Source organism: Trinickia sp. (assembly GCF_051953955.1).
Lineage (GTDB): Bacteria > Pseudomonadota > Gammaproteobacteria > Burkholderiales > Burkholderiaceae > Trinickia.
Genome location: NZ_JBQCIF010000081.1, coordinates 1 through 23,390, shown reverse-complemented (window position 1 = coordinate 23,390; position 23,390 = coordinate 1). Strand labels below are relative to the sequence as shown.

The window sequence follows — 23,390 nt, the reverse complement described above, 5'->3', positions numbered from 1 at the left end:
CCGTTGCCTATACTGCGAGCATCCGGTGCGCAAGCCGGCACGCTCGAGCGGGGGCACCCATGACCGACCTTTCGACGCCGCAACGTCTCGGCCCGACGCGGCCCGCGGCCGCCCGGCCGTTGCGTTTCGTCACGGCCGCCGCCCTATTCGACGGCCACGATGCGGCGATCAACATCATCCGACGCATCTTGCAGGCGAGCGGCGTCGAGGTGATCCATCTCGGCCATAACCGGTCCGTGGCCGAAGTCGCGAGCGCGGCGCTCGACGAGGATGTCGACGGCGTTGCCGTCTCGAGCTACCAAGGCGGCCACGTCGAGTACTTCAAATACCTCGTCGATGCGCTGCGTGCCGGCGGCGGCGAGCGCATCCTCGTCTTCGGCGGTGGGGGCGGCGTGATCGTCCCTGATGAAATCGAAGAACTGATGCGCTACGGCGTCGAATGCCTGTATTCGCCGCAGGACGGGCAGCGGCTCGGGCTGCAAGGGATGATCGACGACATGATCGCCCGCTGCACGGCGGCGGCGAAGCGCGGCCAAGCGCCCGAGGAGGCGCGAACCGACGCCGGCGCCGATGCCGCCCAATGGCTAGCCATGCTGACCGGTGGCGCACCGCAGGCCCGCCGTGCGCTCGCAAAGCTGATCACCGCGCTCGAGAACGGCCGAGCCGACGACGTGGTGCGTGCGGCGCTCGTCCAGCATGCGCAGGCCGCCCCGCCCGTGCCGATACTCGGCGTGACGGGCACGGGCGGCGCGGGCAAGTCGTCGCTGACCGACGAGGTCGTGCGACGCTTCAGGCTCGACTACGGCGATACGCTGTCGATCGCCGTCCTTGCGATTGACCCTTCGCGGCGCAAGTCGGGCGGTGCACTGCTCGGCGATCGGATCCGCATGAATGCGATCGGCGACTGGGGTAGCGGCCCGCGCGTCTTCCTGCGTTCGCTTGCGACGCGCCAGGCGGCGAGCGAGGTGCCCGACGTCGTCCCTGACGCGATCGCGGCCTGCAAGGCGGCCGGCTTCGATTTGGTCATCGTCGAGACCTCGGGCATCGGGCAAGGCGACGCCGCAATCGCCCAGGTGGCGGACCGCTCGCTTTACGTGATGACGCCCGACTTCGGCGCAGCGAGTCAATTGGAAAAGATCGACATGCTCGATTTTGCCGATTTCGTTGCGATCAACAAGTTCGATCGCAGCGGTGCGCTCGACGCGTTGCGCGACGTTGCCAAGCAGATGCAGCGCAACCGAGGGGCGTTCGCGGAAGACCCCGAGCGCATGCCCGTGCTCGGCACGATCGCATCGCGCTTCAACGACGATGGCGTGACGGCGCTCTATGGCCGAATCGCGGATGCGTTGCACGAACTCGGATTGCGCGTGCCCGAAAGCGGGGGAGCGCTCGGCGCACGTCTGCCGAGGCTCGATGGGATGCGCCATTCGCGCGAGGGCGGTGCGATCGTGCCCGCGGCCCGGACGCGATATCTGTCGGACATCGCCGAGACCGTTCGTGCTTACCGGGCGCGCGCGAGCGAGCAGGCGCAATGCGCGCGCGAGCAATGGCAACTGACCGAAGCGAAGCGGATGGCCGCGCAGGGGGCGGACGCAAGCGGCGCTTCCGAACCGCTGCAGGCGCGCCTCGACGCGCTGATCGCCGAGCGCGATCGCCGTCTCGGCCAGCGCGAGCGCGCGCTGCTCGAGGCCTGGCCCGGCATCGTGGCCGAATACGCGGGCGACGAGCGCGTCGTGACGATTCGCGGCCGCGAGCACCGCACCCCGCTGACCGTGACGACGCTCTCGGGCACGCCGATCCGCAAGGTTTCGCTGCCGAAGTTCGTCGATCCCGGTGAAACGCTGCGCTGGCTCATGCTCGAAAACTTGCCCGGCTATTTCCCGTTCACGGCGGGGGTGTTTCCGTTCAAGCGCGAGAACGAGGACCCGACACGCATGTTCGCGGGCGAGGGCGATCCGCCGCGCACGAACCGGCGTTTCAAGCTGCTCTCGGAAGGCATGCCGGCGCGGCGCCTATCGACGGCTTTCGATTCGGTCACCCTCTATGGCGAGGACCCGAACGAGCGGCCCGACATCTACGGGAAGATCGGCAACGCGGGCGTATCGGTGGCCACGCTCGACGACATGAAAACGCTCTACGACGGTTTCGACTTGTGCGATCCGGCGACGTCGGTGTCGATGACGATCAACGGCCCAGCGCCGACGATTCTTGCGATGTTCTTCAACGCGGCGATCGATCAGCAACTGGAACGGCTGCGGGCGCGCTGCGCGGACGAGCGCCGCGAGCCGACCGAGCGCGAAATCGACGAGACGCGCGCACGCGCCTTGAACGACGTGCGCGGCACGGTGCAAGCCGATATCTTGAAGGAAGATCAAGGCCAAAACACTTGCATCTTCTCGACGGAATTCAGCTTGAAGATGATGGGCGACGTCCAGGCCTATTTCATCGAGCACGGCGTCGGCAATTTCTATTCGGTGTCGATCTCGGGCTACCACATCGCGGAGGCCGGCGCGAACCCGATCACGCAGCTCGCCTACACGCTCGCAAACGGTTTCACGTACGTCGAGGCCTATCTCGCGCGCGGCATGCCGATCGACGGATTCGCGCCGAACTTGTCGTTCTTCTTTTCGAACGGGATGGAGCCCGAGTACACGGTGCTCGGCCGAGTGGCTCGCCGCATATGGGCCGTGGCGATGCGCGAGCGGTACGGCGCCAACGAGCGCAGCCAGAAGCTCAAGTATCACGTCCAAACGTCGGGCCGCAGCCTGCATGCCCAAGAAATTGCCTTCAACGACATCCGCACGACGTTGCAAGCGCTGATTGCGATTTACGACAACTGCAATTCGCTGCATACGAATGCGTTCGATGAAGCGATTACGACGCCGACAGAGGCATCGGTACGGCGCGCGATTGCGATTCAGCTCATCATCAATCGCGAATGGGGCCTCGCCAAGAATCAGAACCCCAATCAAGGCAGCTTCGTGATCGAGGAACTCACCGATCTCGTCGAAGCCGCCGTGCTGGACGAGTTCGATCGTCTGACCGCGCGAGGCGGCGTGCTCGGCGCGATGGAAACGGGATACCAGCGCGGGCGCATTCAAGATGAATCGATGCGCTATGAGCATCGCAAGCACGACGGCTCCTATCCGATCGTGGGGGTCAACACGTTCGTCGGCGACGAGGTGCCCGATGGACACGGACACGGGCCGCTAGCGTTGGCGCGCTCGACGCGCGAGGAGAAGCAAAACCAGCTCGATCGCGTCGCCGCGTTTCAGGCGCGTCATCGCGACGAGGCCGGCCCGATGCTGGAGCGTTTGCGGCGCGCCGTCATCGCCGGTGACAACGTGTTCGCCGTGCTGATGGACGTGGTGCGCGTCTGCTCGCTCGGGCAGATCACGCACGCGTTGTTCGAGGTCGGCGGGCAATACCGGCGGAATATGTAAGGGCGGTGGCCGCTGGCCGGTTACCGTGCCGACAGGATGCGTGCTTTCGCTTCGTCGTATTCCTGCTTCAGGCGCGCGACGAGTTCGGCCACGCTCGGCACGTCGTCCATCAAGCCGACGCCTTGACCGGCGCCCCAAATATCCTTCCATGCCTTCGCCTTGTCGCCGCCGAAGTTCATCTTCGTCTTGTCGGACACGGGCAGCGCATCGGGATCGAGCCCGGCGTTGACGATGCTCTCGCGGATGTAGTTGCCGTGCACGCCCGTGAACAGGTTCGTATAGATGATGTCCGACGCGCTCGCATTGACGATCGCATGCTTGTAGTCATCGATGGCGTGCGCTTCGGCAGTCGCAATGAACCGTGTGCCCATGTAGGCGAGATCGGCGCCCATCGCCTGCGCGGCTAGAATCGAGCCGCCGTTGGCAATCGAGCCCGACAGCACGATGGGGCCGTCGAAAATGCGGCGTACCTCGCCGACGAGCGCAAAGGGCGAGATCGTGCCCGCGTGCCCGCCCGCGCCGGCCGCGACGAGGATCAGGCCGTCCACGCCTGCGTCCAGCGCCTTCTGCGCATGGCGCAGATTGACGACGTCGTGCAGCACGATGCCGCCGTAGCTGTGGACGGCATCGATGATCTCCCTGGCCGGCGCCCGCAAGCTCGTGATGAAGATCGGCACCTCGTGATCGACGCAGACACGCACGTCGTGCTCGAGCCGCGCATTGGACTGATGCACGATCTGGTTGACCGCGATCGGCCCGATCTTCGCTCCGGGGTTCGCGGCGCGATGCGCGGCCAGCGCTTCCCCCATCTGCGTGAGCCATTCGTCGAGCACTTCGGCCGGCCGCGCGTTCAGCGCCGGGAACGAGCCGACGATCCCCGCCTTGCACTGCGCCAGCACGAGTTCGGGATAACTGACGATGAACATCGGCGACGCGACGACAGGCAGCGTCAGATTCTGTAGGACGGCGGGCAGGGCCATGACGCGTGTCTCCTCTTCATAAAAGAACGAACGTTCGAATTATAGGCGATCAACACGGCCATATTGCGGCCTTGAGATTTGGAGGGAGTGCTCTGGTTCTACGTTTGGTGGCGCGCCGAACGAGTGCGCGCAGCCCACGCGCCTAGAATACGAGAAGTTCGAACAACGATAAGAGGCAGGAGCGAACGTGATGAGTTTCGCCGACTTTACACCGTTTCACGTCGACGCCGGCGGCGTCGAGATCTATGGGCAGAAGGGCGGCGACGGCCCCCCTTTGTTGCTGATGCACGGCCATCCGCAGACGCACCGGATCTGGGATCGCTGCGTTGAACGTCTAGCCGAGCACTTCACCGTGGTCGCGACCGATCTGCGCGGCTATGGCCGTTCGGCCAAGCCTGCGAGCGACGATACGCACGCGCCGTACTCGAAGCGGGCGATGGCGGCCGATCAAGTCGCCGTGATGCGGCATTTCGGGTTCGAGCGCTTTCTCGTTTGTGCGCACGATCGCGGCGCGCGGGTTGCGCATCGGATGGCGCTCGATCACCCGGATGCCGTCGAGCGGATGATGCTGCTCGACATCGCGCCGACGCTTGCCATGTACGAGGCCGCCGACCGTGCATTCGCGACGGCCTATTTTCATTGGTTCTTTCTGATTCAGCCGCAGCCGCTGCCCGAGACGCTGATCGGCGCGGACCCGGAAGCCTACGTGAAGGGCGTCATGGGCAACCGTCATGCAGGGCTTGCACCGTTCGACCCGGATGCCCTGAGGGCCTACTGTGATGCGTTGCGCGCGCCCGGGGCCGTCCGCGCAATGTGCGAGGACTATCGCGCATCGGCGACGATCGATCTCGAGCACGACCGGGCGGATCTCGAGCGTGGCAGCAAGATCGGCTGTCCGCTGCGCGTGCTATGGGGCCAGGAGGGCGTCGTCGCCCGCTGTTTCGATCCGCTGCGCGAGTGGCAGAAAGTGGCGCGCGACGTCAGTGGCCGCGCGCTGCCCTGCGGTCATTACATCCCAGAGGAAGCGCCCGATGCGTTGATCGCCGAGATCCACGATTTCTTCGAGGCCGACGAAACGGGCGAGCGCGGCGTGGACGGCGAAGCGCGCATCAAGGGCCACCGCGCTTGAGCGCACGGGGCGACCTGCACCGTGTAGCGCTCGATGACGCCGTGCGCTTAATGCGACTGACAGCGGAGCCCACGATCCGTGGGGAAATCACCGATGCGATGCAACGAGCCGTGCCGGTATGATGACAACTGACGCTGATCACGTCGGAAATTGCGCCGTTCGTCCTCGATGATGAACGGCTTTCTTTTTTTAGCGCGCGGCGATGCCGCGCGTTCCGGCCATTCTAGGCTTTGCCGCGATGCCGCTTACGCCCGTAGTGCGACATCCACGACGGGCGCACCCGTCAATGCAATCAATTCCTGCGGCGACAAATTGAAGACGGCATGCGGATGGCCGGCTGCGGCCCACAAGCTGTCCAACTGCAGCAGGTCCGAATCGATGAGTGTAATGGGCGGGGTCAGATGTCCAATGGGACAGACGCCGCCGATCGCATAGCCTGTTTTTTCTCGTACGAACTTCGCATCGGCCCGGGCGATGTCGCCGACATGCCGCGCGACCTTCTCTTCATCCACCCGATTGACGCCGCTTGCGACGACGAGCACGGGCGTATCGTCGTCACGCCGGCGGAACAGGATCGATTTCGCAATCTGCGCGACGGAGCAGCCGAGTCCCGCGGCGGCCTCGGCGGACGTCTTGCCCGTTTGTTGGAGCATGACCACGGGCTTCTCGTGCCCGCATTCGCGCAGCAGCAACGCGACGCGTTGCGCCGAATCGGGCAGGGCGGCGAGCGGCTCGGCGGCATCCGTCGAGTTGGGTAGATTCGTCTGAGTGATGGGCGAATCGGCCATATCGTTTTTTTCCTCGTCGTTCCTCTTCGAATTTATGATGCGCACGCGGCGCTCGCCGCTTTGGCGAGCAACGCACGCCCAGCGCGCGAAGCATTCGTCCGTCCGATCGCCTTCGAGATGAAATCGCCGATCGCCACGACGGCGTCGAGATCGATGCCCGTGTCGATGCCGAGGCCACTCAGCAGATACAAGACGTCTTCCGTCGCCACGTTGCCCGTCGCGCCCTTCGCATAGGGGCAACCGCCCAGGCCGGCCACGGACGCGTGGAAGATCTCGATGCCCTCGAGCAGCGCAGCGTAGATGTTCGCCAGCGCTTGCCCGTAAGTGTCGTGGAAATGCCCCGACAATTGCTCGCGCGGAAACACTTTCGTCACGGCCGCGAAGATCTCACGCGTGCGCCCCGGCGTGCCGACGCCGATCGTATCGGCAATGTCGATTTCGTCGCAGCCGAGCGCCGCCATGCGCTGCACGACGTCGACGACGGCCGGCACCGGGACGTCGCCTTGATAGGGGCAGCCGAGTGCGCACGAGATGCTGCCGCGCACGCGCAGGCCGCTTTCTTTCGCGGCGCGCGCGACGGGCTCGAAGCGCGCGATGCTTTCGACGATGCTGCAATTGATGTTCCGCTGCGAGAACGCTTCGCTCGCCGCGCCGAAGATGACGATTTCATCCGCATGCGCGGCTAGTGCGCCGTCGAAGCCTTTCATGTTCGGCGTGAGCACGGAGTAGATAGAGCCGGCGCGGCGCTCGATTCCCGCCATCACTTGCGCGCCGTCCGCCATTTGCGGCACCCACTTCGGCGAGACGAACGATGCGGCTTCGATGTTGCGGAAACCCGCTGCCGAGAGCCGGTTCACGAGCTCGATCTTGACCTCGGTGGGCACGAACTCCTTCTCGTTCTGCAGCCCGTCGCGCGGGCCGACTTCGACGATCTTCACGGTGCTGGGCAAAGACATGAAACGTCTCCTGGACGGTATTCGTTTGGAATGCTAAGCAAATCGGCCCGGCATGCGGTGCGCGACATGCGCGGATGAACGGCGCGCATCGGCCATGATTTGCGGATTCAATAGCCGCGGCGAATATCGACGATGCCGCCTATGTTTTCGCCGCGTGCAAGCGCTTCAATCTTACGCGCAATTTGCGCCGCCGCCGGTTCGCGCAGCGTGAGCGCGGAGATGTGCGGCGTAATGGTCACGCGCGGCATGCGCCGGAACGGATGCTCGGCTGGAAGCGGTTCCTGCACGAAGACGTCGAGCATGGCGGCGGCGATCTGACCTTGATCGAGGGCGTCGATGAGATCGCGCTCGACGAGGTGGGCACCGCGCGCCAGATTGACGAGATAGGCACCTCGCGCGAGGTGGGCAAATGTATCGCGGTTCAGTATGCCGTCGGTTTCGGGCGTGCTCGGCAGCAAGTTGACGAGCATTTTCAAGCCGTTGAGGAAGATGGGTCGCTCGTTGCGGCCCGCGAACGTGGCGACGCCGTCGATCGTTTTGGCGCTGCGGCTGTAGCCGCGTACCGGGAAGCCCAACGATGCGAGCGCTTTGGCCACGTGGGCGCCGAGTGCGCCGAGCCCTAGCACGCCGATGTGAAACGATTCGCGCGGATGGGGCGTGAGTGCCTGCCAAGATGCGGTGCCGACTTCAGCGTGTGCCCGCTGCGCGAGTTCGTACTCGTCGAAGCGGCGCAGGTAGCGCAGCGCGGCGTGAATCGCATATTCGGCCATTTGCTCGGCCATGCCGGTGTCTTCGAGCCGTATGAGCGGCACGCCGGCCGGCAGCGTGCCGGGCCCGCGGCGCTCTAGCGCGAGCAGGGCGTCGACGCCGGCCCCGAGCACGAAGATGGCGCGCAAGCCGTCACGGTGGGCGAATAGTTCTGGCGGCGGACGCCAGAGCACGGCGTAGTCGGCGGCGGCCGTATCGGCGGGCGACCACACGCGGACGTCGGCGGCCGGCAACTCGCGCGCTAGCGACGCGGTCCATGCTGGCGCGTCGTCGGCTTGCGGCGTATAGAACAAAATCTTCATGCGATGGCTAGGGCGCGATCGTGTCGCGGCCCATGTCGGCTGACGATGGGCGCTATTGTACGGCCCGTGGCCCGACTCGGGCGGCGTGCGTCGATACCGCCATTGGCATCGCGATCGAATGGCTGCGCTCAGTGCATCCGTCAGCGCTTGTAAGGTGCATAGGCTTTAATGATGAAACTCATCGGGACGAGCTTCAGGTTTTTTTCGTTGTCATCGGGATCCCACGCCACGATCTTGCCAGTTTTGGTGTCGACACCGATCGCGGCGTATGCATGCCTGCCGGGGCCTGACGCCGCGCGTGTCGAAATGAACGCGCGTGTCGCGCCGGCCGGCGGCCCCTGGCGGTCCATCAATGCCGGAAGAAATGACGGCAACGTTTCGCGATCGACCGACTCCATGTGATAAGCCTGCGCTAGGCTGGCGATATCCTCTGAGCGGCTCGTCATCTTCGACGCGAATCTCGACTCGCCCTCAGCGATGCCTCTTTTCACGGACCGGAATGCCGCGAGCACGCAGTCTTGATTGCTCCCGGCGATTTGTTTGGAGTCCCAAGAGCCATCGGGTCGGTACGAACGGAGGTAGTTCGTGATCGCGGGTGGGACGTGATAGGTACCGTGGCGGGTTGCGATGTCATTCGCGCGCTGGGCAGCGGCTTGAGCCACGGGGGACGCGGTGTCCGGGTCGGCGAAGCCCTCCGGCCCGGACATCTGCGGCGAGCTCGACAACTCCGCTTTGTATTCGCGATCGGAATCCGACGACGATGGCGCCGCCTTTGCTTGGCTTTGCTCTTGTTTGCTCGCAGCGCTCGAATACGTCCCTGCGGTACGCCACTGCAGCAACTTGGCTTGGATTAGCGATTGCGGACCGGGCGACGAGCGTGCGCTCGAGCCGGCGCTTGATTTCGAGTGGCGGTAAGGAGAATTGTGCCTCGACGATGTGGACTTGGTGGGGTGCCCGCGGCTATCCCGATACGAAGAAAAAGTCTTCGAGCGATCGCGTTGATGGGATTCGTCCTCGGAACTTCCCCGGTCACGACGCGGCGTCTTGGCAAAGATCGACGATCCCGACCGCGAGCTGCCGCCGCTCTTCGAGAATGGATCGCGCCCGAATTCGCCGCTGCGCGAAGGTGCGCCGTACGTGTTGGCGCGGGGGCGTCGCAAGTATCGGTCCTCATCGGACGACGAGCGCCGCTCGTCGCTCGTATCTGAACTCGACTGCGTGCGGCCGCGACGGCCGGGCGACTCCGATTTGCTGCGCCGCTTGCGTACAGCGGCGCGCTCGTACTTTCGCTTTCTGCTGCTCTCTCTCTTGTAACCGTGCCCGCTCATCAAGGACTCTCCGCGTCGACCGACGGACGATTCGAGTTCCAACACTAGAGCAGCTGCGCCGACGAAGCAACGGCGCTCCGAGCGACAGTCGATGCGGCAGACTGGGAACACCTACTATCTGAACGCCTACGCCCCTTTCAACGGCAGCCAGGCGTCGAGCAGCTAGCCTCTTGCTTCGCATCCGCGGCCACCGCCTGCGCCCGCATCCCCAACCGATCGAGCAGCTTCCGATCCGCATCCGCCTGCGGATTGCCTGTCGTCAGCAACTGATCGCCATAGAACATCGAATTAGCGCCGGCCAAGAAACAGAGCGCCTGCAGCGCATCGTCCATCTGCTGACGCCCGGCCGAGAGCCTCACGACCGCACGCGGCATCGTGATCCGCGCAACGGCAATCGTCCGCACGAACTCGAACGGGTCGATCGGCTCCACGTGCCCGAGCGGCGTGCCTTCGATCGCCACGAGATTGTTGATCGGCACCGATTCGGGATACGGGTCCATGTTCGCGAGCTGTGCGATGAGCCCGGCGCGCTCGCGGCGCGATTCGCCCATGCCGATGATGCCGCCGCAGCAGACATTGATGCCCGCATCGCGCACGCGCTCGAGCGTATCGAGGCGCTCCTGGTAGCTGCGCGTCGAAATGATCTGACCGTAAAACTCGGGCGACGTATCGAGGTTGTGGTTGTAGTAATCGAGCCCCGCTTCGCGCAATGCCTTCGCTTGATCGTCTTCGAGCATGCCGAGCGTCATGCACGTTTCGAGTCCCATTTCCTTCACGCCGCGAATCATTGCCGTGATCGGCTCGAGATGGCGCTCCTTGGGGCTGCGCCATGCCGCGCCCATGCAAAAGCGCGTCGCGCCGTTCGCTTTCGCGACGCGCGCCGCATCGAGCACCGCATCGACGTCCATGAGCTTCTCGGCCTTGAGCCCCGTGTCGTAGTGCGACGATTGCGAGCAGTACTTGCAGTCTTCCTCGCAGCCGCCTGTTTTGATCGAGAGCAGCGTCGAGAGTTGGATCTCGTTCGCGTCGAAGTGCTCGCGATGCGTTTGCTGCGCGCGGTAGAGCAAATCGTTGAACGGCAACGCGTACAGTGCGACGACATCGGCGACGCGCCAGCGCGGCGCATGGCTTGCGCTAGCGCCGCTGCCGCGTGCGGTGTCGTGATTCGCCGAGACGGAGGGCGTAGCGTTGTTGGCGTCAGTCATCAGTTTTGCTCCGAGAAAGCGCGGACGTAAGTCCGGGTGGGATTCGGTTTGGAATCGAACCAGCCGAAAGGGCAGGTCAAAATGCAAGTCGACAACGGGCGATCAACTTGCACGAATGGGTTCACGCAGCGTCCGTAGCAGCGTCGTCATATCGAGGTGCTTCGCAGCGATGTCCGCGGACGGCGGCGCAAGGTGCGGCACGATACCGAGAAGCGGTGCGCCATGTTCGCGGTCCAGCCATTCACGGATCGTCTCGATGTTCTCATCGGCGAAGCGCATGGCCGGATCGATTCGATTCGCGACCCAGCCCGCGAGCGTCAGGCCACGCGAAACGATCGCTTCCGCCGTGAGCAGGGCGTGATTGATGCAGCCGAGCCGCATGCCGACGACGAGCACGACGGGCACGCCGAGCGCAACCGCGAGATCGGCCGTGTCGTGCTCGCGATCGATCGGCACGCGAAACCCGCCGACACCTTCGACGACGACGACATCGGCCCGCCGCAGCGCTTCGCGATGACACTCGACGATCGGTGCCAGCGCGAGCGTGCGGCCTTCTTGGGCGGCCACGATATGCGGTGCGGCCGGTGCTTTGAGCAGATACGGCGTTCTGACCTCGGGCGGCAGCACCGCTCCCGCTGCGGCGTCCAACTGATCGGCATCCTCGTTGTGCCAAAGGCCGTCCTCGGCGTTGAAGGACGCGCCGGCTGCAATCGGTTTCATCGCGGCGGTAGAGAGGCCTGCCGCTGCGAATCCGCGTAGCAGCGCGCACGAGACGAGCGTCTTGCCGATTTCGGTGTCGGTGCCCGTGACGAACAGAGAAAGCGGCGAACTCATGCGGATTCTCCTTCCATGAGGGCGAGGGCAGTTTGCAATCGACCAAGATCGTCGAAGCTGTGGCCGGCCGACAGCGATATGCGCAAACGCGAAGTGCCGGCGGGCACGGTCGGCGGGCGGATGGCCGGCACCCACAATCCTTCGGCGTCCATGCGGGCGGCAAGTGCGAGCGTTTCCTCGTTGCTGCCGATGACGAGCGGTTGAACGGCCGTATGCGAATCGATCGGGCGCCAGCGCGTGCGTCGCAGCATCTCGCGCGTGCGCTCGATCAGCGCGTGCAAATGCCGGCGGCGCGACTCGCCTTCCTCGCCCGCGATCAGCGCGAGGCTGGCCGATACGGCGTGGGCCTCGGCTGGGGAGGCGGCCGTGGTGAAGATGTACGGCCGCGCGCGCTGCAGCAGCCATTCGATGACGGTTTCGTGCGCGATGACGGCGGCGCCGGCCACGCCGACAGCTTTGCCGAACGTGCAGAGATAGACGAGATGCGGCGAGCGCAACGCGGCCTGCGCCACGGCGCCGCGGCCCTGCGGCCCGAGCACGCCGAAGCCGTGCGCATCGTCGACGAGCAGCCACGCACCGTGCCGCTCGGCCAGCGTCAGGAGCGACGCGAGCGGCGCGATGCTGCCGTCCATGCTGAATACCGCATCGGTGACGATCACCTTCACCGATGCGTCGGACGCCTCGAGCATCGCCGCGAGCGCCTCGGTATCGGCGTGCGGATAAATGCGCACCTCTGCGCGCGACAACCGTGCGCCGTCGATCAGCGAGGCGTGGTTTAGCGCATCCGAAAACAGCGTCGTGCCGCGCCCGGCGAGCGCCGTCACCGCGGCGAGATTCGACATGTATCCCGTCGAGAACGTCAGGGCGCGCGGCGCATCGACGAAGCCGCCGGCGAACGCGGCCAGTTCGTCTTCGAGGATCGCATGCGCGCGCGAGTGACCGCCGAGCAGATGCGAGCCGCCGCTGCCCGCGCCATAGCGATGCGCGCCTTCTGCGGCGGCATCGGCGAGACGAGGGTGAGCGGCAAGCCCCAAGTAGTCGTTGCTGGCAAAGCCGACGATTTCGCGCCCGTCCACGATCATATGCGCGGCGCACGGCGTATCCGCGACGCGGCGCCTGCGCGTGAGCCCGCGTGCATCGAGATCGGCAAGGCCTTCGCGCAGCGTATCGAGCAGAAACATCATTGCGCTCCCGCGGCGAGCGTCGCCTCGAACGTCTCGCACGTTCGCGCAGCGAGCAGTGCAATCGTTTCGGAATCCAAAATATACGGCGGCATCAAGTAGACGGTCGTGCCGATCGGCCGCAGCAGCAACTCGTGAGACAACGCCTGCTCGAAGAAGCGGCGCGAGAACGTGCGTGCGGCGTCTCCCTCGATCGCCGCATCGAACGCGACGATCGTTCCGGTTCGGCGCAAGTGCCGCACGGCTTCATGCGAGCGGAGCGGCGATAGCGCTTCCATCAACAGCGTGGCCCTCCGTTCGTTTTGCGCGAGCACGTCGTCGCGCTCGAATAGATCGAGCGTCGCGAGCGCCGCTCGGCAGGCGAGCGGATTGCCGGTGTACGAGTGCGAGTGCAAGAAGCCGCGCGTGGTGTCGTCGTCGTAGAAGGCGGCGTAGATCTCGTCGCGTGAGAGCACGAGCGAGAGCGGGAGGTAGCCGCCGCTGATTCCCTTCGACAGACAGAGGAAGTCGGGCCAAATGCCGGCTTGCTCGCAGGCGAAGAAGGTGCCCGTGCGGCCGCAGCCGACGGCGATCTCATCGGCGATCAAATGCACGTCGTACTCGTCGCAGAGCGTGCGCAGCCCTGCCACGTACGCGCTGTCGTGCATCGCCATCCCAGCCGCGCATTGCACGAGCGGTTCGACGATGAGCGCGGCGATGCGCGAGCCGTGCGCCTCGAGCAGTGCGCGCACGTCGTCGAGTGCGCGCTGCGCCACGTCGCTGGCGGTTTCGCCGGGCGCGGCCTGCCGCGCGTCGGGCGAGGCGACGATATGGGCGGAACGGATCAGCGGGTCGTAAGCATCCTTGAACAAGGCGACGTCGGTGACGCCCAACGCGCCGATCGTCTCGCCGTGATAGCCGTTGGCTACGCAGACGAATTCGCGCTTTTGCGCTCGGCCGCGATTGCGCCAGTAGTGAAAGCTCATCTTCAACGCGATCTCGACGGCACAGGCACCGTCCGACGCGAAGAACGCGTGGCCCAGCGTGCCGTGCGTCAACGCGGAGAGCCGCTCGGCAAGTTCGACGGCGCATTCATGCGTGCAGCCCGCGAGCATCGCATGCTCGAGCGTGTCGAGCTGCGTCTTCAACGCGGCATTGATGTCGTCGTTGGCGTGGCCGAACAAGTTGACCCACCACGAGCTGATGGCGTCGAGATAGCGGCGGTCGTGGCGGTCATAGAGCCAAGCGCCCTTGCCGCGCGCGACGGCGACGAGCGGCAACCGCTCGTGATGCTTCATCTGCGTGCAAGGGTGCCAAACGGCCTTCAGGCTGCGGGCGACCCAATCGTGTTCGGCTGCGTCGTCGAACGCGGGGCTCCCCGCTTGACGGTCGTGTGCAACGTGTCTCTTCAATCACCGCTCCATCGCATGAAAGCGGCGCGCGGTCGCGCCCCCATTCATGCGGAAAACGCGCGACAAGTCTGTCGATTTGCGATGCATCGATCGATGCTCGACGCCCGGCGCGTGGACGAAAACGGCGTGAGATTAACGCGTTCGGCGCGCGATTGCACCTGCCCTGAAATGGCGGCTCGATCGGCATTTATGGGCAGTTGGCCGCATCTCGCGGCGCTTTTCTACGGATCGGCCGAGATGAGTTCAGTTAGCGACGGCAGAGTGACACACCCGTAGCAAAAAAAATTGCAGGAGTGCCCGAAGAAACCGGTTCGCGGACCGATTGCATGCCTGCTCGGCCGTCGAATCGAGGAAGGGGGCGGCCCGCCCGTCTTTGCAACCCGAGTGCACGAGATGCCCGGGCGGCCCGCGTTACCGTTACGGCTCGAAGTTGAGCGCTTAGTTGAGCGCTTATTCGTTGGACCCGTCGTAATTGACGACTTCGACCCAGTTCGCACCCTTGCCGACGGGATACTGGCCGACCTTGCTCAGTGCTCCGTGCTTCGAATCGATGCGGTAGACGCTCAGCGTCGGTGAAAGCTGGCCCACGGCGAGCAGATAGCGGCCAGACGGATCGATGTTGAAACCGCGCGGCTGTTTTTCCGTGGGATAGGTGCCGATGCGCGTCAGCTTGCCTGTGGCCGCGTTCACGCGATACGCCCCCAGCGTGCTCGACGTGCGCTCGGAAACGTACAGAAAGCGGCCGTCGGGCGTGAGATGCACGTCGGCTCCCCAGGGCTTGGCGCCCTCGAAATCGGGCGGCAGGATCGAAATGGTTTGAATCGGCTTCACCGTATCCGTGGCTGCATTGAACGCCAGCGCGTGCAGCTTGCCGTCGAGCTCGTCGATCAGATAGACGAAGCGCTGGTCCGCGGAAAACACGAAGTGGCGGGGGCCCGAGCCCTTCGGCAGCGAATAGGCCGGCTGCTCGTCTTCGGTCAGTGCACCCGTCGCTGCGTCGAACTTCAAGCGCAGCCACGCGTCCGCGCCGAGCACGGACGCAAACGCGTAGCGGTTGTCCGCCGACGTGCGAATGGCGTGCGCCATGGGGCCCGTCTTCACGGTTTGCAGGACATCGCCCGCCACGCCGTTTTCGCCGATGCGATTCACCGCGAGCAGGTTGCCGCCGTACGAGGCCGACAGCAGATAACGGCCGGTGCCGTCGGTCGAGATATACGCCATGCTATCGGCTAGTGGCGCATGGCCGAGTTCGACGAGATGGCCGTCCCGCGGATCGATCGCGAAGCTCACCACGCTATAGGGCTTCGAGCGCAGCGCGGCATAGAGACGATGATGGTCGGGCGAAAGCGCCATCGGCATCACGGTGCCGCCCACGGGCACCGTTTCGACGCCAGCCAGCGCGCCGCTTTGCGCGTCCAAGCGGAATACCGAAATATCCCGACTATCAGCATTCGACACATAGGCGTAAGTCGCCGCGTGCACGGCTACCGACGCCGTCACCCCCAGAGCCGCCCCGATCAGGCTACGCAAGATTGCTTTGTTCATCGCTGTCTCTTCGTTCCAGTTTGTGATGATGTTGTTGTCCGACAACTTGGCGCATCATCCCACGGCAGCACCGCAATGTAGGAATTCGCGTAAACCCTAAAGTATCGGAAAAACGCGCTGTGGAAGGTTGCCTCGCGGGTGACCGCATTGTACGATCACGTCCGACAACAAGTTTCAATGTATTACAACTTCAGCACGACACCTTGAGGCGCGCACGTCGAATATCGCATCGTGAACGATGTGTGATCGGCGTTGCGCCGCCTCAGTGATTCGAATGCGGCGCGCTCGCCCGATGCGCGCCGTTTGGAGACAGCGGAGGCGAGCCAGCGCGGCGTCGCCTTTCGCGCCGAAAGAGGTCCCGCCATGTCGCTCAGCCGCACCGCCACGCCAGCCGAAGTCGCCAAGCGCACCAACGTGCGTTATCTGATCCTCGCGCTGATCTTCATCATCACCACGCTCAATTACGCGGACCGCGCCACGCTCTCGGTCACGGGGTCGGCAATGCGCGCCGAGTTCGGTCTCGACGCGATCCGCATGGGCTACATCTTCTCGGCCTTCAGTTGGGCTTATGTGCTCTCGCAGGTCCCGGCCGGCTGGATCCTCGACCGGTTCGGCGCGCGCCGCGTCTACGCCGTCAGCATTTTTCTGTGGTCGTTGTTCACCCTGCTGCAAGGCGCGATCGGCGTGCTCGGCAGTGCGGGCGCCGCGGTAGTGGGCCTGTTCGTGCTGCGCTTCGCGATGGGCGTCGCCGAAGCGCCCGCGTTTCCCGCCAACGCGAAGGTCGTGGCGAGCTGGTTCCCCACGAAGGAACGCGGCACGGCGTCGGCGATCTTCAATTCAGCTCAATATTTCGCGGCCGTCGTCTTCACTCCGCTCATGGCGTGGGTGACGCACGCCTACGGGTGGCATCACGTTTATACGGTGATGGGCGCGGCCGGCCTGCTGTTGGCCTGCGCATGGATCAAGTTCATGAAGAACCCGGCCGATCATCCGGGCGTCAATCGCCAGGAACTCGAGCACATCGAAGCGGGCGGCGGCGTCGTGAACGGCCATCAGCGCGCGGCGCGCGCCGAACGCAAGGGCGCGAACTGGGCCATCGTCCGCCAACTCCTGCGCAGCCGCATGCTCGTGGGCGTGTATCTCGCCCAGTACTGCATCAACGTGCTCACGTACTTCTTCCTCACTTGGTTCCCGATCTATCTCGTGCAGGCGCGGCACATGACCATTCTGAAAGCGGGATTCGTCGCCTCGCTGCCGGCCGTGTGCGGTTTCTTGGGCGGGGTGCTCGGAGGCGTGGCTTCGGACGCGTTCATTCGCGCCGGCCGCTCGCTCACCGTGGCGCGCAAGGTGCCGATCGTCGGCGGGATGCTGCTGTCCTCGTGCATCGTCGGCTGCAACTACGTGGGAAGCGACTGGATCGTGGTCGCCTTGATGTCGCTCGCATTCTTCGGGAAGGGGCTCGGCGCGCTCGGCTGGGCCGTGATCGCCGATACGGCGCCGAAGGAGGCCATCGGCCTGTCGGGCTCGATCTTCAATATGTTCGGCAACGTTGCCGGCATCGTCACGCCGATCGTGATCGGCTACCTCGTCGCGACGAGCGGCTCGTTCAACGGCGCGCTCGCGTTCGTGGGCGTCAACGCCATCGTCACGGTGTTCAGCTATCTCGTGATCGTCAAGGACATCAAGCGCGTGGAGTTGAAGGGCGCCTGAAACGGATGCTCCCCCGGCGCTCGCGACGCCGGGGCACCACCGCTCCCCCGGCGCGCAACGGCCCGCTAGTCGCGGCTGGCCAGCGCCGGTTCGTTGCCGCTGTCGCGAGTCGACGACGAAGCCGTTTGCGAAGCAGAAGGCGACTTGTCGTTCCAGACGACGTGGTCGTCGATGGCGTAGAGCCGGCACGGCGCATTGCCGTTTTCCTTGCGGCAATTGGCGAGCGCAACCGACATCGGATTGTCGCCGCCTTCGGCCCAGGACCAAGCGCCCGAGGATGACACGGCGAACGCACGTGTCGGGTATTGGCTCAAGAACGCGCGATACGCGGCGCGTCCCGAAGCGTCGAGGTAGGGCACCGCGTTGATCGAGTCGATCGCCGCATAGCCGGACGGTTGCGGAATGGCGGGAGCTTGAACTTCGTACTGCACGTGCGTGGGCATGCCGATGCGCGCGAGGAACGCCTCGACGGTCGGCCACCAGATCCGTACGCCGTCGCGATCGACGACGAGCCGGTGCGCATCGTTCTTGTAGTCGCCGAAGTCGACCATGCGCGCGGGCGCGCCGTGCTCGACATAGCTCGCATACATGCGCTTCGTGAGATTAGGATTCCAAACGGAATCGTTGTCGCCATAAATCCAAAGCGACGGGACGTGCACGGCCTCGCCGTACTGCTCGAATGCGTGCGTGAGATTGTCCTGCCAGCCCGTGCAAGCATCTTGCCGCAGGCCGCCCGAGAAATTGATCAGGCCGCGCACGCCCGGCGTCGCACTCATGCCGTATGCGATCGTCGTCAAGCCGCCGTGCGACGTGCCGGCCACGACGATGCGCGATGCGTCGACGTACGATTTGCCCGACATATAGGCGATCGTCGCCTTGACGTCGTCGGCTTGCGCCACGCCGTTCTTCTCGACGTCGCAGCCTTCCTGGCGGTAGTTGCCGCCCGAATCGGCGAAGCCCTCGCGATTGGGCGCGACGACGACATAGCCGCGCCGCACGAATTCGCGCGCGAACGAGAGCGGACGGCTACGCGGCTGTGCGCGCGGATCGCCCTCGATCTTTCCGTGATTGAAAACGACGAGCGGGAATGGGCCGTCGCCGTCGGGTTTGTAGATGGTCGCCTCGAGCGTGATCGTTCCGGCCGCATCGACGGGAATGCGGACGATATGCTCGTTCATGCTGCCCGCAAGCAGGGGCAGCGCGTAATCGGTCGCGCCGAAGTCGAGCGGGGCGACCCTTGCGTGGCTGAGCGGCCTCGTATCGTTCGAGGCGATCGTCATTTCGCGCAGGCTATGCTGCGCATCGCTCGGCGCACCCGCGCCCGCATCGGCGCCGGCCATCGCACTCGCGCATGCGCACACGCACAAACCACCGACAAATACCTTTTTCAAACTCATGCGCGTGTCTGCCCTGATTACAAAATCGCTTCGCGTCGACTGGCCGGAGTAATCGATGCACCGGCATAGCGAGTATCCGCGAGCCGCTCGCGCCGCCGTCGCCCGAATAGAGGCCGGCGCCGGCCGCAATTTGCCTCATCGGCGGCGGGACGGCGGCAGCCGATCGTGCGAAACAGCGGGAACGGGGTGCGTGGCGGTAAGCCGCGAGGGGTTAAGCAAAGACTTAAACCCTACGTGCGGCCATTGTTGCCGGCATTTGCAGACGGCAGTCTTCAGACGAAAACGTCCGAACGCCCATGCACCACAAGCGTGGTCATCGTAGCGTTGCCAAAAAGGTTCGTGCAATGCAGGAGAACCCGGGGCGCGCGAGCGGCCCGGGTCGGTGTGTCGGCAATCTTTGCTTCAGCAACGATCGCCCAAAAAGGCTTGCGAGTTAGTGCTCGCTGACGTCGCCATCCACGTAGCGCCAGTGCTCGTCGTCGTCGCGCACGAAGCGGCTGACCTCGTGGAGACGATGCCCGCGGCCGTGCAACTTGTAGCGCGCGACGAACTCGACGATCGCGTGCCGGGCGTCTTTCGGCTCGAATCGCAAAATCCGCAAGCCGAGCCAGCGTGGCGCGTCCGGTGCGTCGCGATCGGCGTCGAGATCGGCGGGACAGGTGGCAGGGTCCCATGTCGCGCGCAGGTAGTCTGTGTGGGCAAGCACATAGGCGGTGTAGCGCGAGCGCATCAGTTCGAGCGCGGTGGGCGCCGCGGCGCCGCCTTCGAGGTAGGGGCCGCAGCAGGCGTCGAAACGCGGCGGCCGGGCGTCGCTCGGCCGGCCCGGCGACGCACCGCCGCAAGGGCAATCGAGCGGTGGCGGCTTGCGCGTGTGTGCCGATGCGATCGTCATCGAGCGAGCCCTCGCGCGATCAGGATCTTCTGGATGTCGCTCGTGCCCTCGTAGATCTGGCAGACGCGCACGTCGCGGTAGATGCGCTCGACGGGGAAATCGCTGACGTAGCCGTATCCGCCGAACGCTTGGATCGCGCTCGAGCAGATCCGCTCGGCGGCCTCCGACGCGAACAATTTGGCCATTGCCGCTTCGGTCAGGCATGGCAGGCCCGCGTCCTTGAGCGACGCGGCATGCCAGACGAGCTGACGCGCGGCTTCGAGCTGCGTCGCCATTTCGGCGAAGCGAAATTGGACGGCTTGGTGTGCGTAGATCGGCTGCCCAAAGCTTTCGCGCTCGCGCGCATAGCCGAGTGCCGCTTCGAACGCCGCGCGCGCCATGCCGACGCTTTGCGCCGCGATGCCGATCCGTCCGCCTTCGAGGCCGGACAGTGCGATCTTGTAGCCTTCGCCTTCCGCGCCGATCCGGTTTGCCGCCGGAATGCGACAGCCTTCGAACACGATCTGCGCCGTGTCCGACGAATGCTGGCCGAGTTTGTCTTCGAGCCGGGCGACGACGTAGCCGGGCGTGTTCGTCGGCACGATGAAGGCGCTGATGCCGCGCTTGCCGGCCGCTTTGTCGGTGACGGCCAGGACGATCGCGACATCGCCGTTCTTGCCGCTCGTGATGAACTGCTTGACGCCGTCGATGACGTAGCTGTCGCGCTCGCGCACGGCAACGGTGCGCAGCGCCGATGCGTCCGACCCCGCCTGCGGTTCGGTCAGACAAAATGCCCCTAGCATGTCGCCGCGCGCGAGCGGCGTCAGCCATTCGCGTTTTTGCGCTTCGTTGCCGTAGGCGAGCAGGATGCTGCAGACAGGGCAGTTGTTGACGGAGATAGCGGTGGACGTGCCGCCGTCGCCGGCCGCGATTTCTTCGAGCATGATGGCCAGGGCGAGCGCGTCGAGCCCTGCACCGCCGTATTCGGCCGGCACGAGCACGCCATAGGCACCGAGTTCGGCGAGCTGCTTGTGCACGTCTTTCGGGAACGTGCGCTCGCGGTCCCACGCGGCCGCATTCGGTGCGATCGCCTCGCGCACGAACGTGCGCACGGCGTCGCGTATCATCGAGTGGTCTTGGTCGAGCACCATGGCCGACGTCTCCCTAGTTCTGATATGAGGTTAGGTTTTTCCGCGCCGCCACTCACGGCCGAAGGGTTCGTTCGGACTACCGATTACCGATTACCGATTACCAATCGATCGCCGTGCCGTCGTATTGGACGAACCGGCCGTGGTAGGTTTCCCGATCGACCGACGCGGCCGCGATGACCGAACGCATGCCCGAAACACTGCGCTCCACGTCGATCGCCGCATGCGCGCCGCCCATGCTCGTGCGCACCCACCCGGGGTGCAGCGCGACGCAGGTGGCGTGCCGCGTCTGCAAAGCCGTGACGCGCAACGCGCAGTTCAGCGCCGCTTTGCTCGTGCGATAAAGCCAGCCCGTCGTGCCCGTCGCCTCGGCGATGCTGCCCATCCGGCTCGATAGGACGCCGAGCACGCCGTGGGCGGATTCGACGAGCGGCAGCAAAACGGGTATCAGCATCATCGGACCGCGCACGTTCGTCGTCATGACGTAGTCGAAGTCCTCGACGGTGAACGGTTCGACGCCTTCGGTGGCCGGGCCGTACACGCCGGCCACGATCAGCGCCGTATCGAGCCGTTCGCCTGCGAGCTTCGTCTCGAGCGCCGCGATGTCGTCCGGTTCGGTGACGTCCAGCGAAATCGGCGCGGCATTGAGCGCTTCCAGTTCGGCAAGCGCGCGCTCGTCGCGCGCGGTGGCGATCACGCGCCAGCCTGCCGCATCGTACTGGCGCACGAACTCATGGCCGATGCCGCGCGACGCGCCGACGATCAACACTGTCTTCATCGTTCACCTCCATTGGATGCGGTGCGGCGCGCGCTCGATGCGCCGGCCTCACGCCTATCGATCAAACGAGCTCGAGGCCCATCGCCGTCGCTTCACCGCCGCCGATGCACAAGCTCGCGACGCCGCGCTTGGCGCCGCGCGCACGCAGTGCGCCGATCAGCGTGACGAGAATGCGGGCGCCCGAAGCACCGATCGGATGGCCTAGCGCGCAGGCCCCGCCGTTCACGTTGACCTTTTCGTGCGGCAGCGCATGGTCCTTCATCGCGGCCATCGTAACGACGGCGAACGCCTCGTTGATTTCGTAGAGATCGACGTCATTCGCACGCCATGCGTTTTTTTCCAGCAGCTTGCGGATCGCTCCGACGGGCGCCGTCGTGAACTTCGACGGCTCCTGCGCGAACGTGGTATGCCCGGCCACGCGTGCAAGCGGCGCGACACCGAGCTGGTCGGCCGTCGACGCACGCATCATCACGAGCGCGGCGGCGCCGTCCGAAATCGACGACGAATTTGCGGCCGTGACGGTGCCTGTCTTGCTGAAGGCGGGCTTGAGCGTCGCGATTTTTTCGAGGTTGGCCTTGAACGGCTGCTCATCGCGTGAAATCGTCACTTCGTCGCCCTTGCGGCCGGCCACCTTCACCGGTGCGATCTCCCAGGCGAACGAGCCGTCCTCGTTCGCGCGCTTCGCGCGCCTCAGTGATTCGATCGCGAACGCGTCTTGCTGCTCGCGCGTGAAGCTGTAGGCGCTCGCGCACTCCTCGGCGAACGTGCCCATGAGGCGGCCTTTGTCGTAGGCATCTTCCAGGCCGTCGAGGAACATGTGATCGAGCACTTGGCCGTGTCCCATGCGCATGCCGCCGCGTGCCTTCGGCAGCAGGTACGGCGCGTTCGTCATGCTTTCCATGCCGCCCGCGATCATCACGCCGACCGAACCGGCCGCGAGCATATCGTGCGCGAACATCGCCGCGCGCATACCGGAGCCGCACATCTTGTTGATGGTGGTGCAGCCCGTCGAAAGCGGCAGGCCCGCACCCAGGGCCGCCTGCCTTGCCGGCGCTTGACCGAGCCCGGCGGGCAACACGCAGCCCATCAGCACTTCTTCGATTTGCTCCGCTTTCAAGCCCGAGCGTTCGAGCGCGGCCGCGATCGCGCTCGAGCCGAGTTGCGGCGACGTGAGCGAGGCGAATTCGCCCTGGAAGCCCGCCATCGGCGTGCGGGCCGCCGAGACGATGACGATCGGGTCCTTCTCCTGCATGGTGTTACGCGTTGCGTCAGTCATGCTTGATCTCCTTGATCACACCTTTAGCCACCAGCTCGATGTTCGCGAGGCTCGCGGCGTCGGCGGCGAGGACGTCGTTTTGCGCCGACCCCGCCTGTTCGGCCGACAGCGCGGCCACACACCGTTGATACGTTTGCTCGAGCGCATCGGCACTCGAGATCGTCATGCCCAGATTACGCACGCGCCCGTCATGTACACCGTAGGCCAGGGCGTGCACCGTGAGCGGTTGGCTGCGCGCCCAGGCATCGCCCACGATGGTCGTGCGGCAGACGTTGACCACCTGCTCGATCGTATTCAATTCGACCAGCCGGCGATGGCGCGCCACCATCGGCCACTGTTCGAGCAGGGCCGCATGCTTGG

General features: G+C 65.1%; 18 protein-coding genes and 1 pseudogene. 3 read left to right on the top strand and 16 right to left on the bottom strand.

The annotated features are described in order from the left end of the window. The first annotated feature begins 59 nt into the window (after positions 1-59). Positions 60-3,443 (top strand): fused isobutyryl-CoA mutase/GTPase IcmF, encoded by a 3,384-nt coding sequence (gene icmF, locus ACTHNZ_RS15840; protein ID WP_440543476.1) that lies wholly within the window; start codon positions 60-62, stop codon positions 3,441-3,443. A 20-nt stretch (positions 3,444-3,463) separates the two neighbouring features. Here the strand turns inward: icmF and ACTHNZ_RS15835 are convergent, their stop codons facing one another. Then, complete coding sequence (locus ACTHNZ_RS15835; protein ID WP_440543475.1) at positions 3,464-4,423, bottom strand: NAD(P)H-dependent flavin oxidoreductase; 960 nt, start codon at positions 4,421-4,423, stop codon at positions 3,464-3,466. A gap of 190 nt (positions 4,424-4,613) precedes the next feature. Between ACTHNZ_RS15835 and ACTHNZ_RS15830 the strand changes: the two genes are divergently transcribed. Further along, positions 4,614-5,552 carry an alpha/beta fold hydrolase gene (locus tag ACTHNZ_RS15830; RefSeq protein WP_440543474.1) on the top strand — a complete coding sequence of 313 codons (939 nt, stop codon included), beginning with the start codon at positions 4,614-4,616 and terminating at the stop codon, positions 5,550-5,552. Positions 5,553-5,797: 245 nt separating this feature from the next. Here ACTHNZ_RS15830 and ACTHNZ_RS15825 read toward each other — a convergent pair whose 3' ends face one another. The 9 genes from ACTHNZ_RS15825 to ACTHNZ_RS15785 all read right to left on the bottom strand — a co-directional run bounded on the left by ACTHNZ_RS15825 (position 5,798) and on the right by ACTHNZ_RS15785 (position 15,850). Beyond that, a complete protein-coding gene (locus ACTHNZ_RS15825) occupies positions 5,798-6,340 on the bottom strand; it encodes a YbaK/EbsC family protein (protein ID WP_440543473.1) in 543 nt (180 codons plus the stop codon). A gap of 32 nt (positions 6,341-6,372) precedes the next feature. Next, positions 6,373-7,296, bottom strand: coding sequence for a hydroxymethylglutaryl-CoA lyase (locus ACTHNZ_RS15820; RefSeq protein ID WP_440543472.1), 924 nt, complete (start codon positions 7,294-7,296; stop codon positions 6,373-6,375). A gap of 107 nt (positions 7,297-7,403) precedes the next feature. Beyond that, a complete protein-coding gene (locus ACTHNZ_RS15815) occupies positions 7,404-8,366 on the bottom strand; it encodes a 2-hydroxyacid dehydrogenase (protein ID WP_440543471.1) in 963 nt (320 codons plus the stop codon). A 140-nt stretch (positions 8,367-8,506) separates the two neighbouring features. Then, a complete protein-coding gene (locus ACTHNZ_RS15810; RefSeq protein WP_440543470.1) occupies positions 8,507-9,694 on the bottom strand; it encodes a hypothetical protein in 1,188 nt (395 codons plus the stop codon). 137 nt (positions 9,695-9,831) lie between these two features. Then, the gene (gene bioB / locus ACTHNZ_RS15805) at positions 9,832-10,899 is read right to left on the bottom strand and encodes a biotin synthase BioB (protein ID WP_440543469.1); all 1,068 of its coding nucleotides are present in this window, start codon (positions 10,897-10,899) and stop codon (positions 9,832-9,834) included. A gap of 102 nt (positions 10,900-11,001) precedes the next feature. Next, complete coding sequence (gene bioD / locus ACTHNZ_RS15800) at positions 11,002-11,733, bottom strand: dethiobiotin synthase (RefSeq protein WP_440543468.1); 732 nt, start codon at positions 11,731-11,733, stop codon at positions 11,002-11,004. Next, positions 11,730-12,914 (bottom strand): 8-amino-7-oxononanoate synthase, encoded by a 1,185-nt coding sequence (gene bioF, locus ACTHNZ_RS15795; protein ID WP_440543477.1) that lies wholly within the window; start codon positions 12,912-12,914, stop codon positions 11,730-11,732. The genes bioD and bioF overlap by 4 nt, the downstream gene beginning before the upstream one ends. Then, complete coding sequence (gene bioA / locus ACTHNZ_RS15790; protein WP_440543467.1) at positions 12,914-14,305, bottom strand: adenosylmethionine--8-amino-7-oxononanoate transaminase; 1,392 nt, start codon at positions 14,303-14,305, stop codon at positions 12,914-12,916. Before bioA ends, bioF begins: the two co-directional genes overlap by 1 nt. Before the next feature lie 450 nt (positions 14,306-14,755). Then, positions 14,756-15,850 carry a lactonase family protein gene (locus tag ACTHNZ_RS15785; RefSeq protein WP_440543466.1) on the bottom strand — a complete coding sequence of 365 codons (1,095 nt, stop codon included), beginning with the start codon at positions 15,848-15,850 and terminating at the stop codon, positions 14,756-14,758. A 363-nt stretch (positions 15,851-16,213) separates the two neighbouring features. Here ACTHNZ_RS15785 and ACTHNZ_RS15780 point away from each other — a divergent pair, with 363 nt between their 5' ends. Further along, positions 16,214-17,560 carry an MFS transporter gene (locus ACTHNZ_RS15780; RefSeq protein ID WP_440543464.1) on the top strand — a complete coding sequence of 449 codons (1,347 nt, stop codon included), beginning with the start codon at positions 16,214-16,216 and terminating at the stop codon, positions 17,558-17,560. A 65-nt stretch (positions 17,561-17,625) separates the two neighbouring features. Here the strand turns inward: ACTHNZ_RS15780 and ACTHNZ_RS15775 are convergent, their stop codons facing one another. The 6 genes and pseudogenes from ACTHNZ_RS15775 to ACTHNZ_RS15750 all read right to left on the bottom strand — a co-directional run. Further along, positions 17,626-18,957 (bottom strand): dienelactone hydrolase family protein, encoded by a 1,332-nt coding sequence (locus ACTHNZ_RS15775; protein WP_440543463.1) that lies wholly within the window; start codon positions 18,955-18,957, stop codon positions 17,626-17,628. Positions 18,958-19,390: 433 nt separating this feature from the next. Further along, positions 19,391-19,849 carry a YchJ family protein gene (locus ACTHNZ_RS15770; protein WP_440543462.1) on the bottom strand — a complete coding sequence of 153 codons (459 nt, stop codon included), beginning with the start codon at positions 19,847-19,849 and terminating at the stop codon, positions 19,391-19,393. Further along, the gene (locus tag ACTHNZ_RS15765) at positions 19,846-20,979 is read right to left on the bottom strand and encodes an acyl-CoA dehydrogenase family protein (protein ID WP_440543460.1); all 1,134 of its coding nucleotides are present in this window, start codon (positions 20,977-20,979) and stop codon (positions 19,846-19,848) included. The genes ACTHNZ_RS15770 and ACTHNZ_RS15765 overlap by 4 nt, the downstream gene beginning before the upstream one ends. A gap of 97 nt (positions 20,980-21,076) precedes the next feature. Continuing rightward, a complete protein-coding gene (locus tag ACTHNZ_RS15760) occupies positions 21,077-21,754 on the bottom strand; it encodes an SDR family oxidoreductase (RefSeq protein WP_440543458.1) in 678 nt (225 codons plus the stop codon). Between the two features lie 61 nt (positions 21,755-21,815). Continuing rightward, complete coding sequence (locus tag ACTHNZ_RS15755) at positions 21,816-23,030, bottom strand: acetyl-CoA C-acetyltransferase (RefSeq protein WP_440543457.1); 1,215 nt, start codon at positions 23,028-23,030, stop codon at positions 21,816-21,818. Continuing rightward, positions 23,023-23,390: pseudogene (locus tag ACTHNZ_RS15750) on the bottom strand (carbonate dehydratase); the annotation flags it as partial. The pseudogene ACTHNZ_RS15750 and the gene ACTHNZ_RS15755, both read right to left, overlap by 8 nt.